Source organism: Pseudomonadota bacterium (assembly GCA_041395565.1).
In the GTDB taxonomy this organism is placed as follows: domain Bacteria; phylum Pseudomonadota; class Gammaproteobacteria; order UBA9214; family UBA9214; genus UBA9214.
The window spans coordinates 381185-394728 of sequence record JAWLAI010000003.1 but is presented as its reverse complement, the minus strand read 5'-3'; the positions used below and the strand labels follow the sequence as shown (position 1 = coordinate 394728).

Genomic DNA, 13544 nt, shown 5'->3' with positions numbered 1-13544 from the left:
CAAACGCGACAGTGCCGCAGGTCGCGAGACCTGCGGCACTGGCGCCATGCAGTACCTGTCGTGGAGATCAATAACGGTGCTCCGGCAACCCGGGTTACTGGATACCGACCGTGATCCGGACATCGAAGAAACCGCCGGAGCCGCTCATGCTGCCCGTCGGTCGCTGCCGTACACAGGTAACGGTCGCGTCGTAGCCGTCCGCATCCGCCGTCGGTGTCGACCCCGTGAAGCTGGCGTTGTCGCATGCCGTGGGACCGCTGACGAAGGAGTACTCGAACGCCGCCACGCTGAGACCGCTGCTGGGCGTGCCGTCGACGAACGCCGGCGCCGTGCAGTTGCCCACGGTCGCAACGCACAGCCGCGTGCTGGCCGGGATCTGGTCCATCACCGCAACGGTATTGGCATCCACGGTGGCCGCGCCGCCATTGGTCACGCGGATCTGGTAGACCACGTTGGCGCCCGGAATCGCGAAGCCGCTGCCGAACTCGTCCGTGGTGGACAGCACGGTCTTGGCCGCCGTGAGCGCGGCGCTCAGCACGGTGTAACTCGCCGCCGCCGAGTGCTGGCCGTCACGGTTGGCGTCGCTGGTCGTGCCCGCCGCATCGGCGAACACCACGTCCACACCGGCCGTCGGTGTCACGGCCGCCGTCGTCGCGGTCGCGGTACCGGCGTTGGTGGCCTGCGCCACCAGGCGCACATCGTCCACGGCCGCATCGAGCGCACCGGCCGGGGTGTCGGCCACGACCAGCACCTGCATGACATCGTCGGTGCCGAGCACGCCGTTCGGGTTCAGGTCGCCCGCGTTGGTGCCGGCAGTGTACAGCTCGCCGGCATCGGGTATGCCGTCATTGTTGGCATCCACGTAGATGCGGATGTTGCCCATGGGAATGGCGGCACTCGGCACGTCCACCGACAGCAGATAGCCCTGGGTGGTGTTACCGGTGTTGGTCACGGTAAAGGTCAGCACCCGGTCGACCTGCCCGGGATTGACGTTTACGTTGTTGCCGGCATCGGTGTTGGTCACCGTCATGTCGACGCGGTTGTCCACCAGGATGTCCGGCGCCGCACCGGTGGCACTGCGCGGATCGGTCCCGACCTGGTAGTCGACCGTGGCCGTGTTGCTGATGGTGGCGCCGGATTGCGTTCCGACCGCGAACGTGCTCTGCGCGCCAGCGCTGAGTAACGCCAGTGCCAGCAGGCGACTGACGGGCTTGCGTATGAACAAGTGCTGCATGCTACATCTCCTGGGGTTGGTATTGCCTGACGAAATCCCGCGGCACCGCCGCGGTTAGATAAACCGTGCATCCCGTACGCGCCCGTCGCCGCCGCGCGCCAGTGACGGCCTGCGGGACGGCAAGGCGGGACGCCTCACTTGACCCGTGCGCGGTACCACACCGGCGCCTCCTGGACGGGGCCGAGGCTGGACTGGAAGGTCCAGCGCACGTGGGTATAGTCCGCTGCCGTGGCGGGCCGGGTCTTGCCCGCGGCGTCGACGACGCTCAGCTTCGTCGCGGTGGCGTAGGTCTTGCCGCCATCGACCGAGAAGGTGATGGCGACGCCGGGACCCGCCGCACTGCCGGCGACGTAGACGGTCTGTTCCGGCACGCGGTTGGTGACCACGACACGGTCGGCCGGCTCGGTGCCGGTATTCTTGGCGGTGATGGTGTAGATCACCTCGGTGCCTGGGACCACGGTGGTGGCCGGGACGCGCCGGACGATCTGCTCACCCTGCGCGTTGACCTCCTTCACCTCGATCTCGGCACTGGTGGAGACCTCGATGTGGGCCAGGAGCCGGGCACTGAACAGCGCGAAGCACAGGCCAAACATGACTTTCAGTAATGTGTTCATACGTTTCCTCCAGTGGATTAGTTGATGGTCACTTCGAACGAGATGGTCTGGACGGGCGTTGCCTGCGACAGGTCGCCCAGGTACACGGCAACGGTCGCGGGCGCGGTAGCACCCACGTCGCCGGTATCGGTATCCGCGGCATCGGTAAGCGGTGCCGCATTGAGCGTCAGCGTGCCCGGCCGGTAGGTGGTATTCGCCGGCAGCGGATCGGTCACCAGCACGCCGGCGGCGGCGCCGGTCGCGCTGACGTCGATGCTGTAGGTCAGCGTGGCACCGGTGACCGGCTGGCTGCCGCCTTGCGGATCCCTGACTGTCACCGACTTGAGCAGCACCACGGTCACGTTGCTGACCTCGTAGACACCGGTGGCCGCGTCGATGCCACCGGAGCTGCCGACGACCGCCGCGGTGTTGTTGTCGCCCGCGTTCACGATGGCGGTCCCGGGCCGGCCGGCGCCGGTCGCGGACGTCGCGACCAGGCGGTTGCTGCCGAGGTCGCCGCTCTCGAGGCTGCCGGGAATATCGCAGCGCACGAACACCACCTGCGCGGCGTCCGCGGCGAGCACGGGATCGTTCACGCCGGCGACGTAGAGCACATCCACGCCGGGACTGAAGACACCGTCGCCGTTGGCGTCCAGGTAGATGTCCGCCAAGACCGGATCGAACTGGTCGGTTCCGGCGCTGTTCTGCACGCTGAGACTGTAGCTGTCCGTGCCATTGCCGGTGTTGGTCAGCAGATAGGTGAGCACCCGCGCGGTGTCCGGCGTGGCGACAGCGACATTGCCGGCGTCCTGCCAGGTGAGATCCAGATCGAGTATCTCGTCCACGCGCAGCGTGACCGTGTTGCTGACGGCCCTGGCAAGGGCGCCCGCGATCTCGTAATCCATGGTGGCACTGTTGCTGATCAGCGTACCCGCGCCGGCACCGAGCGCGTGGACAGGGCCGTGCAGCAGCAGGCCGAGCAGCAGCGTCAGCGCCTGCCACAGCCGGCGCGGCGGCTGGCATGCAGCGATATCAGGAGGTAGGCGCAGGCGCAGCGGCGGCCGGCACCGCGTCGGGCCGGCGGGTGGGGATGCAGCTGCTGTCGTGTGGACGCACCAGTCTGTCGCCATGCGCATCAGGGTTCTCGCACCACCGGGCCATGGACCGACCGCTGTCTGCGTCAGTCCAAACATCCCTGTGGAGCACTTGCAACCTGTGCGTGCGCAACCTGCTGCGCGAGTGACTACTTGACCCGGTGCGGTTAATCAGCACCAAAACAAGTATCCTTACTTGCAGGCATGTCTATCGACCAAGTGACTGTTTTCCTTACAAGTACCCGAACAGGGATGGCACGGCAAAAGAAATTCCATTAGAAAATAACGAGATACAGCCCCACCGCCGGGCGGCACGGCGGCGGGCCGCGGCGTACAGCGCCACGGTCACGGCCGCGGGGAAGTATGAGATAGGTACTCGCCATGACCCTGCCAGGCAGGGTTCCATGCCCTACTATGTAGAGACCGAGGCGAGCAACGCGCACATAACGGGGGATGCAACGACCGTGTCTATCAGCAGCTACTTCATGGCGCGGTTCTACGATGCCACCATGCAGCAGATGGAGGCGGCCACGCTGGCCGCCTGGCGCGCGGAGTTGCTCGGTCGGATCAGCGGCGATGTGATCGAGATCGGCAGCGGCACCGGTGCCAACCTCGCTTATTACTCCGACCGGGTTGCCTCACTGACGCTCACCGAGCCGGACCGGCACATGTGCACCATGCTCGGGAATCGCCTGCGCGCGGCACCAGACTGCTGGCACACGCTGGTGCAGGCGGCTGCCGCCGACCTGCCATTCGGGGACAACCGCTTCGATGCCGCGGTCATCACGCTGGTGCTCTGCAGCGTGGACGACCAACGCAGGACGCTGGCGGAGATCAGGCGCGTGCTGAAACCGGGTGGGCGCATCTATTTCATCGAACACGTACTGGCCAGGCAGGAACCGCGGTTGATCAAATGGCAGCGCCTGCTGCAGCCCGTCTGGGTATGTGCGTGCGGCAACTGCCATCTCACCCGCGACACCGAGCGCAGCCTGGTCGAGGCGGGATTCGATTTCGAATCGATCACCCGGCAGACAGCCGCCGGCTGCCCCGCCGTCGTCGCGCATTGCATCCGCGGTGTCGCGGTCGCCGCAGCATGAAGTGAACGGACGGATCGACCGCTCCCGGGCGGCCGGCGCCGCTCTCACTGCGATGCGGTCAGCGCCCTGACGAAGGCATCATCGGCAGTGCCGAGCAGTCCCAGGTACTTGTCTTCCCACACCACACCGTAACACTGGCTGAAGCGTTGCCTGAATGTCTCGGCGAAGAGCTGACCGTCGGATTGCACGATTTGTGCGTGCAGTGCCTGGTTCGTGGCATCGGCATCCGGCTTCCTGGCGAGGAGATCCTCGCTCCTTCTGAACCGGCGCTCCCGGGTCATCCAGCTGAGACCGGTCAGGCGCCGGAAATCCTCGCAGCTGAGCCAGGGTTCCTCGATGGTGACGCGCCGGCAGACCTGGGCATTGTCATAGGGCATTACGCACTTGTCGACATAGGCAGACTGGCGTCCGACGCCGCCGGTGAGATAGGCCGGCAACCGGATGATGTACCGACCGCGTGCCGCCTCGTCGAACAGTGCCGGATTCTCGAGGGTTGGAATCGTCTTGGCACCCGGGAGATTTAGCGTTGCCCCCTGCACCGTGATGCGGTGCGCGGCCAGGAAGCGCGCGGTTTCCTGGTCCGACCGATCGATGATGACGGGCTGGGACGGCGTTCTGCAGACCAGCCCGGCGGGCCGCGTACCGGCTTCGAAATAGCGGAACGGATCGCTGCTGAAATAGACGCCGAGGCCGCCCTTGATCGACGACTCGCGCAAGCTGCCTGCGGCGGCACCGGATCCCTCGATCATCCGCACGGCGGCCAGCCTGCCCGCTGCGGCCGATTTGTTCGGACCGGGATTACGCGCCTCCAGCTGCTGCGCCTGGCGCTCGATCTCGCGGTATCTTTGCGCTTGCGGCATGCCCAGGTCGCGCAGGCCGGCGAGCGCGAACTGCACCGAACGTCCCTTGAGTTCCGCCTGCGGTAGCGGCGGCTCGGCTTCCCAGCGTTCGGCATCTGCCCAGAGGCCGGCATCCGGCGCCGTCTCGACCGGCTCGTCGAGGTAAGGTCCGCTGGCAGCGGGTGCAGGTTCCGGCGGCGCCCCGTCTTCCCAGAGACCGGCATCCGGCGCCTGCTCCACCGCTTCCTCGCGGTACGGCTCCGGGAACAGTGGCGCCGTGTCATTGGCGGCATTCGCCAGGGCTGCGAGCTGCGACATGGAGCGCAACCAGGGACGGTCGCCCCAGTACGGCATACTGGTCGGGAGCTCGAGGTATTGCCGGTATTCGAACTCGACCTGGCGCGCGTATTCGTAATCGCAGAAGTACGGATCATCCAGCATGCGCCGGATCTTGATCTCCGGCCCCCAGGTATACAGCAGGCGCTCCGCATGCCCGCCCGGCACCGGGACCTCGACCGGCCGCGCGGCGATCTCATGCAGGCAGTCCCGGATCCGGTTCACCTCGCGCGTCATCGCGTCGGCGATGTCAACGTCGCACGCCGCCGGCGCCGGTGCGACGAGCACGCCCCATAACACCGCCGCGTGCAAGGCGGCGCGCACCACCGGCAGCGCGGGTGTCGTGTTCATCCTGGCGTGCCGGGCCGCTTGCGCCGGTAGCGTAGCGAAATCACTGTCCCGGTGTCGCGGCAAGCGTGGCCGTGACGGCCTGTTCCTGCGCCGCCGTGAGCCACGCGGCACCGGTCTTGGCGTCGATGCCGGCACCGGCTAGTGTGACCGCGGCGCGTTCCTGGTCCGTACGGACCAGCCGCAGGCGCTTGCCGACCTGGGACTGCCAGTGACGCACCTCGGCATTGGTCAGGCAGCCCAAATCGAGCAGATCGAAGCGGCAGCGGCCCTGGGATTTCGGGATGATCCATTGCTCTGCGGCCAGGCGGTCCAGCGGTCTCGGCAGTGTCGACAGCCGCTTCGTCACCGCCTCGGCATACGCCTTGAGGCAGTCGCTACGCGCAGGCTCACTGGTGAGAGCGTCAGGACATTTTTCCGGTGTCTTCAAGGTAGTGTCGCGCGCATCGACCGGCAGCTGCGACCAGAAGGCATAGCTGCTCAGATAACGCGTCTCGTCGAAACTGCAATCGCCGCCCTCGTCGATCTGCGTCTCCTCCGTGCTCACGCAGACGCGCGCCACGTCCTCGAGCTCGCGCAAGGACTGGTGGACATAATCCTGCAACCGTTCCAGGTACTCGATCCGGTCCTTGCCCGCATCCGTGTTCGGACGCAGCAGTTCCAGGGCGTAGCCACCGTCCGCCTGCAGGGTGACCGCGGCATATAAAGCCGGGTTGTCGAGGATGTATTCGATTTCGTCGTATACCGTGTTGTAGTCGCCCCACAGTCCGGCGAGCTGCTCGAACTCGGTGACCTCGCCGCGCAGTTGCTGCGTCTGCGGCCAGTTCGGCAGGATCTCGTAGGGTGTTACCGCCATGCGGAAGTCCTTGGGTGCCTCGTAGGCCGCATACGACAGGGTCTCCAGCCGCGCCTCGAGTTGTGCCTGGTCCTTGGGTATCGCGTCGCCGCGCCCGCCCACCAGGAACACCGACATCGACTTGTCGGCGCTGGACGCCGTGGTGGAGGTGCCTTCATGCATGCTGCCGGACACCGTCGCGCCGAATCCCTTCGCCGACACCTCGGCCCTGACATCCTGCTTCTCGCTCTGGTTGCGCGTGTGTATCGTGATCACCGCCGTCAGGCGGGCACCCGAGTAGATCGCGGAGACGAAGCCGTTTCCGCACTCGCGCAGGAACTCCTCGGGCCGCGCCGCCAGCCGTTCCGCGGCGGCTGTCAGACGGATAGCGGGCTGTGGCCGGTTACGGGCATTCTTCGCCTCCTCGGGCGGATCGTAGGGCCCCGCGTAACGCACGCCGTTGTCGACGCTGGCATCGAGGACGAAGCTGGTGCTGGTCCCGCTGAGGTTCAGGCTCTTCGCAAAACTCGCCTTGCCGCTCCCCTCGTAGCCCATCACGCTGACGCTGGCCTCGGCGGTCATGCCCATACTGCGCATCACCTCGTAGGTGTCGTTGACCTCCCGCATCGACATGGTGCGGGTCTGCGCCGGCTCCTCGGCCGGCGTGAACTCGATGCACTTGTTCGGCAGCGGTGTCGAGTCGTAGAGATTGTAGCCCCAGCCGAGGTTGATCCCCGTCTCCGGCACGTCGATGATCTCGGTCTTGGTCTGATGCGTGCTGACCTGCAGACCGGCCGTATCCTTGCGGCCGTCAGCACCCGTGCCGTTGCCGCCGCTGCCTGCCGGCGGCGGCTGGCATGCCGCGAGCAGCAGCGTGAACAGGACGGTGGTGGCGAACAGTCGGCTCTGGCGCATGACGCATCCTTGAGGTTGTGAAGTGAGGGCGTTCAGGTTAGTGGCTTGCTACCGGCACGGCAAGCAAAAACGCCCGCCTGCAGACACACGTGAACGGATTCGTCGCGGCAGCGGGGAATGATGAGACGGGTTCCGGCAACGCGCGCAATCGACACCGCCGAGTCGCACGCTGCGCGCAAGGGCGACGTGTTCGCACCGGTCAACACGCGGTTCGACGCCGGCGCTGCAGGCTAGACACAATCGCGCCGGACCAGCCTGCGTGGCGAGCGTGTTCAGCGCGAGCCGGTCATTTCACGGTCGAGGGAAGACGGCCGTAGTCACCTGCGCGACCGCACGCACGTGCGGGACGGCCCGTGCAGGCGCCGCCCCGCCGTCGGCATCAGGACGCCGGCGCGGCCGTTTCGGTTTGATCGGCGGGTTCGGCGGGCGCCGGTTCGGCCGGCGCGGCGGCCTCCTCGGTCCGGTGCTGCAGCGCATCCCACCACTGGGTGATATAGCCCTTCTGCCACAGCACGCCGCCGGCGGCCAGCAGCACCAGCAGGAAGAGGTAGAACTTCCACGGCCGCTTCTTCTCGGCGAACGGATCCCGCAGCGAGCGTTGCGCGCCGCGCGGCAGCTCCGCGGTACCGGTGAGGGTGGCGCCGAACGGGATGTTGATCTTCGCCTGGGTGTTCACCGCCCAGCCGTTGGCGTCCAGCATCGGACCGAGGTTGCGCTGGCGCAGCTTCATATAGGCCATGAGCATCGAGGGCCCCGAGATCACGAGGACCAGGCCGACGAGCGCCAGCGGCATCTGCCACCAGGTGAGACCGAGGAACCCGGTCAGCACCGACGCCAGCGCGGTGCCGATGGCGCCGACGGCCAGACCGATGGCGGCGAAGATACCGGCGAACTTGCCGATGTCGAACGGCGCCGCCGGTCCCTTGCCCGCCTGGGCCGACGCCGAGGCATCCGCCACGCCCTTCGCGGTGCCTGCCTCGACCGCCTTGTCGCGCTCGCCGGCGAACTTCTCGATCTGCTCGGAGATCATGCGGGCGATGCGCTTGTAGGGTGACCAGAACGCCTGCGACACACTGATCGGGTGCTCGATGATCTTGACGATGGAGGCATCCCAGTCGTCACCGTGGCGGTCGTAGAACACACCGTTGCGGCCGACACGCAGGTTGTCGGCATCACCGCCGGTGAAGGCCGCGGCAATGGTCATCTTCTCGTCGCCGCCGCGGCGGCGGCATTCGCAGTACGCCAGGAAGGTCCGGCTCAGGGTGGCAAGGTTGCTGTGCGCCGCGATGTCGTTGACGTTGATGCACAGCTCGCAGCTGCGGCCGTCGAGATACAGCGTGCCGGCCTGGAAGATCGCCTTCTTGCCGGGCGTGTAGAAATCACGCAATGACACGAAGTTGTGCAGCAGCTGGTCGAGGTGCTGGTAGTAATGCACCAGGCGGTCGACCGATGCGATGGCGTTGGCCTCCGCTTCCAGCTCCTTGTCCTGCGCGATCAATGTATCGATCGCGGCCTTGGTCCCGCCATCGAGCAGTTCCTGTACGCGTGCCACACCCAGCGGTGCGACCACGCTGCCGCGCATGGCGGCATGCCAGGCGGAGTGCGCGGCGAAACGGGCGCTGATGTCCGACCACTGCGACTCGGTGAGTTTGCTGACCTCGCCCAGCAGCGGCTGCACCACCTGCTCGCGCAACGCCGCCAGCGCACCCGACCAGCCGGGGTTCACACCCTGGTCCAGCGGCAGGGGACGGTCCGCTTCCACGCGTGCCACCGGGAAGTCCGCCAGTTCCGCCGTCGTGGCCGACGGGGTCTTCAGCGCCAGTGCCGTGTAGTCGGCCTCCGCGGGGTTGAGCGGTGCGGCGGCACGCGCGTCGAAGCCGGCCAGCCGCGTGCGGGTGAAATAATCGTCGACCTTGGCCTTGACCGCCTCGAACACCGCTGCCGCCTGCTCGGTATCCGCGCCCAGCGGCAGCAGGTTGGCGGCATCGGCCTCGCCTTCCTTCCACCAGGCCAGGTGTTCCGCCGCCGCGGCGAAGAACGCATCGCTCAGTTCCTGGTTGATGCCCTCGGCACCGCTGCGGTCCGGTACCGCGCCCATGCAGGCCATGATGTCGGTGATGGCCTGTGACACCGGCGCGGCGTCGGCCGCAGCGGGCGGCACCACGCCGTCGCCGTTGAAGCGCGTCTCGGCGAAGATCTTGCTGGTATCGGCCGTTTCCGCCGGCGTGATCACGCTGGCGTCCGCCTTGTCGAGATTCGCCAGGATGCGCCTGGCCGATGCCAGCACCTGGCGGCCCTCTTCCGTGCTGTCATCGATCGCGGCCAGCGGCAGCCCCGCGGACGACTGCAACAGTTCGCCCGGTTCCTTCAGGATGCCGCACGCCCAGGTGACCGCCGCCAGGACCTCGGGCACCCGGATCCGGCCGTCGCCGTCGCCGTCCAGCAGGTTGAGCGTGTGCTGATCGAACTCGACACCCCGCGTCGGACAGCTGAGCGCCGCCCACAATTTCTGATCCAGCCCCGGAAGATGACAGATGTCGTCGCTTTCGATCACGACCTGATCGAAACCGCCGAGCCGGTTGAACCGCCAACGGTGTTCCTGGTTCCCTGAAGCACGCGTCATTGCCAAGACCTCCGAATGATTTGTTGGTTGATTGTTCGTCGGGGACGCGCTTGCGCCGCTGCGGCACCGGCAGGGTGCGGAAACAGAATGCCCGCCTGTATGCCGCCGGCCCCTTGGAGCGCTGTGGATTATCGCTTGAATGGAGACGCCAAACCAGCCTCGCGGGCAAGCCAGAAACTGACCGGATGCAGCGGACCGCGATAATGGTAAACAGTGTCCGCCGTTCCCGTGCTGCCGCCGGGCGCGCCTCGCCAAGGACACGCACCATGCGCGTTACCGCCGCGCCGTGGTGCCCGATGCATGCTGAAATTGCAAGTGAAATGCCCCATTAACAATTGTTAATCCGGCATCCATCTCGGCGTTAGCCGCTCGAGCGGATCATGTTACCCAGGCTCGGGCTTGTGCCAATGTGACAGGCCCGGCCGGTTAACCGAATCACTCGACAAGGAGTATGACCATGAACAAGAAATATCTTCTGACGGCCATCAGCGCCGCCCTGCTGTCCACCGGCATGATCACAACGAACCTGAGCCCGGCCTTCGCGGCGAGCGAGAGCGCGGGCACACCGGCGCCGGCCGCGGCCCAGGTCAGTAACGAGCGGCAGGACAAGCAGGCGCAGACAGCCGAGCGCGACCTGTTCAAGGTATCGGACGACGCGCTGCTCAGCATGCGCGACATGCACAGCGCCCGGCTTGCCATCTTCAACGGCGATACGGCACAGGCCCGGACCTACGTGGATGCGGCCGTGACCCGGATCGATGCCGCGATCAAGGATGCGGACAAGTACGCGCTTGATATCAAGGCGCCGAAGGCGGAGGATACGTATATCCCCTTCAACGCCAGTCTAACGGTGCTCGACACCTTGGAACCGAACGATGCCAAGGCCAAGCATATCGCCAAGGCCAACGAGCACCTGCACCGGGGCGAGCAGAAGCAGGCCCTGGAGACGTTGAAGCTCGGCGAGGTCGATGTCGCCGTCACGACCGAGCTGCTGCCGGTCAAGTTCGCCAGGACGCAGATCGCGCAGGCGGCGAGTCTGATCGGCGCGGGCAAGTACTATGAGGCCAACCTGGCGCTGAAGGCGGTCGACGATGCCGCACTGGTTCAGACCTATGCGGTCGACGCCACACCCAAGGCAAAGCACGACAGCGCGCCATCGGCGCAGGAGTGAGCGGCGGATGTCGACGGCAGCACAGCGGCACCCGGCTGCACGACGCCTGTCCTGCACAGTGTGAGCGTCCGGATCCCTGCCCATGCGTGCACTCCTGATCGAAGACGATGACCAGCTCGCCGGCTACCTGCAAAAGGCCCTGAACGAGGTGGGAATGGTCGTCGATCGGTCCGCGGACGGCAGGGACGGCCTCTTCCTGGCTGCCGGGGAGCCCTATGATGTGCTGATCGTCGACCGCATGCTGCCCAGCCTCGACGGCCTGTCCATCCTGCGCACCCTGCGGGCCTCCGGCAACCACACACCGGTGCTGATCCTGAGCGCCATGGGCGAGGTGGACGACCGCGTCCAGGGGCTGCGCGCCGGCGGCGACGACTATCTCGTCAAGCCCTTCGCCTTCGCCGAACTCCATGCCCGGCTGGAGGCGCTGCTGCGCCGCGGCAGCATCGAGGCACCGCAGACCCGGCTGCACGTCTGCGACCTGGAAATGGACCTGCTGACGCACGCGGTAACCCGCGCCGGCAAAACGATCGAACTGCAGCCGCGCGAGTTCCGTCTCCTGGAATACCTGCTGCGGCATGCGGGACAGGTCGTCACCCGCACGATGCTGCTGGAACACGTGTGGGATTATCATTTCGATCCCCAGACCAACGTGATCGACGTCCACATCAGCCGCCTGCGCGCGAAGATCGACCGGGACTTCGACCCGCCGCTCCTGCACACCGTCCGCGGCGCCGGATACATGCTCCGTGATACCCGCTAGGCTGCTGCGCAGCTTTACCTTCCGCCTGGCGCTGCTCTACACGACCCTGACCCTGGGGTCCATGGTGGCCCTGCTCGGATTCATCTACTGGGCGACCGCGGGATACATGGACCGCCAACTCGATGCGACCATCGAGGAAGAGATCCTCGGCCTGACCGAGCAATACGAGAGCCGCGGCCTGGCGGGGCTGTCCGAGGTTCTCGGCGAGCGGGTGGCGCACGATCCGCAGCGGGCCGCGGTCTACCTGCTGGCCGACGCGGGCCACAGACCGTTGATCGGCAATCTCGCCGCCTGGCCGGGCACACCGATCGACGCCGAGGGCTGGACCCGCTTCCGACTGCAGGACTGGGGCAGCGATCGGTCACAGGAGCACGAGGCACGCGCCCGCACCTTTCACCTGCACGACAACCTGCACCTGCTGGTGGGGCGCGATGTCCGCGACCTCCAGGCCACGCGCCAGCTCATCCTCGATGCCCTGGCCTGGGGACTGGCCATCACCGTCGCGCTCGCGCTCGGCGTCGGACTGCTCATGAGCTGGCGGGTCATGCGCCGCATCGAAGCCATCAACCAGACCAGCCGCGAGATCATGGAAGGCGATCTGTCGCGGCGGGTACCCACCGTGGGCAGCGGCGACGACTTCGACCAGCTGGCCGGGAATCTCAACCGCATGCTCGAGCGCATCGAGGCGCTGATGGCCGCCGTGCGCCAGGTGTCGGACAACATCGCGCATGACCTGCGCACGCCCCTGACCCGCCTGCGCACGCGTCTGGAGCAGGCCCGCGGCGGGGCGGCGGCCAACATTCCGTACGTGATCGACCAGGCCATAGACGATACCGACGAGCTGCTCGTCACCTTCAATGCGCTGTTACGCATCGCCCGCATCGAATCCGGCAGCAGCGCACCCGCCTTTACCGCCCTGGACCTTGCCGGCCTGGTCCGGGACATCGCCGAACTCTACGAGCCGGTCGCCGCAGAACAGGGACAGACGCTGCGCGTGGAGGGGCAAGGCCCCGTGCGCACGCTGGGCGACCGGGACCTCCTGTTTCAGGCGCTCGCGAACCTGGTGGACAATGCCATCAAGTACACGCCACAGGGCAGCACCATAACGCTCGCGGCCATGGCGACACCCGCCGGCGCCGAATTGCGGGTGGCCGATACGGGTCCCGGCATCCCGTCCGAGCTGCACGAGAAGGTGTTCCAGCGTTTCTACCGCCACGATGCCAGCCGCACCACGCCGGGCAGCGGTCTCGGGCTGAGCCTGGTCCGCGCCGTGGCCGACATGCACCACGCGCGCATCGTGCTCGCGGACAACGCCCCGGGATTGCGGGTGACCCTGGTGTTCAGAAATGTCGCGCCATGACCGCCGGAGCACAGATCACGCCGGGAGATCCGGCATCGGCCGCAACGGTGTACAGGCCGGCAGACACGGGCCTTCCATAAGATGACGTTGCGGTGATGAACCAGCGGGATGAACGTCATCCTGCCAGCAGCCTGCCGCCAGCATGGCCCGGTGATGCGGTCGGCTCACGCCTGAGCTCCCGCTCCGCCACGACCCTGCGCCTTGCAGGGTCATAGCGGAGCGCACCGCTGCTGTGCGGATCATGCCCGATTCCGGGTCATGACCAACCACTGAAACGCGCTCCTCCGCCCCCCCAGCGGGTGGAAATCGCCCGTTCCTGCCCTTACGAGCGCATCCGCC

10 protein-coding genes are annotated in these 13544 nt (G+C 66.8%); 4 read left to right on the top strand and 6 right to left on the bottom strand.

The window, feature by feature from the left end; translation table 11 throughout:
- Positions 1–94: 94 nt before the first annotated feature.
- The 3 genes from R3F42_05120 to R3F42_05110 form a co-directional block, all read right to left on the bottom strand.
- The gene (locus R3F42_05120; protein MEZ5541406.1) at positions 95–1234 is read right to left on the bottom strand and encodes a hypothetical protein; all 1140 of its coding nucleotides are present in this window, start codon (positions 1232–1234) and stop codon (positions 95–97) included.
- A 134-nt stretch (positions 1235–1368) separates the two neighbouring features.
- Positions 1369–1848, bottom strand: coding sequence for a hypothetical protein (locus R3F42_05115; protein ID MEZ5541405.1), 480 nt, complete (start codon positions 1846–1848; stop codon positions 1369–1371).
- A gap of 17 nt (positions 1849–1865) precedes the next feature.
- On the bottom strand, positions 1866–2957 hold the full coding sequence (locus R3F42_05110; GenBank protein MEZ5541404.1) for a hypothetical protein: 1092 nt from the start codon (positions 2955–2957) through the stop codon (positions 1866–1868).
- Between the two features lie 368 nt (positions 2958–3325).
- On the opposite strand from R3F42_05110, the gene R3F42_05105 reads away from it, so the two are divergent.
- Complete coding sequence (locus tag R3F42_05105; protein ID MEZ5541403.1) at positions 3326–4018, top strand: methyltransferase domain-containing protein; 693 nt, start codon at positions 3326–3328, stop codon at positions 4016–4018.
- 44 nt (positions 4019–4062) lie between these two features.
- Here R3F42_05105 and R3F42_05100 read toward each other — a convergent pair whose 3' ends face one another.
- The 3 genes from R3F42_05100 to R3F42_05090 all read right to left on the bottom strand — a co-directional run bounded on the left by R3F42_05100 (position 4063) and on the right by R3F42_05090 (position 9914).
- A complete protein-coding gene (locus tag R3F42_05100) occupies positions 4063–5544 on the bottom strand; it encodes a hypothetical protein (protein ID MEZ5541402.1) in 1482 nt (493 codons plus the stop codon).
- A gap of 40 nt (positions 5545–5584) precedes the next feature.
- Positions 5585–7291: a hypothetical protein gene (locus R3F42_05095; protein ID MEZ5541401.1), complete on the bottom strand. Its 1707-nt coding sequence runs from the start codon at positions 7289–7291 to the stop codon at positions 5585–5587.
- Between the two features lie 379 nt (positions 7292–7670).
- Positions 7671–9914, bottom strand: a complete 2244-nt coding sequence (locus tag R3F42_05090) for a hypothetical protein (GenBank protein MEZ5541400.1) — start codon at positions 9912–9914, stop codon at positions 7671–7673.
- A gap of 457 nt (positions 9915–10371) precedes the next feature.
- Here R3F42_05090 and R3F42_05085 point away from each other — a divergent pair, with 457 nt between their 5' ends.
- The 3 genes from R3F42_05085 to R3F42_05075 all read left to right on the top strand — a co-directional run bounded on the left by R3F42_05085 (position 10372) and on the right by R3F42_05075 (position 13205).
- Complete coding sequence (locus R3F42_05085) at positions 10372–11085, top strand: YfdX family protein (protein MEZ5541399.1); 714 nt, start codon at positions 10372–10374, stop codon at positions 11083–11085.
- An 82-nt stretch (positions 11086–11167) separates the two neighbouring features.
- The gene (locus R3F42_05080) at positions 11168–11845 is read left to right on the top strand and encodes a response regulator transcription factor (GenBank protein ID MEZ5541398.1); all 678 of its coding nucleotides are present in this window, start codon (positions 11168–11170) and stop codon (positions 11843–11845) included.
- A complete protein-coding gene (locus R3F42_05075) occupies positions 11832–13205 on the top strand; it encodes an ATP-binding protein (GenBank protein MEZ5541397.1) in 1374 nt (457 codons plus the stop codon). Before R3F42_05080 ends, R3F42_05075 begins: the two co-directional genes overlap by 14 nt.
- Positions 13206–13544: the final 339 nt, after the last annotated feature.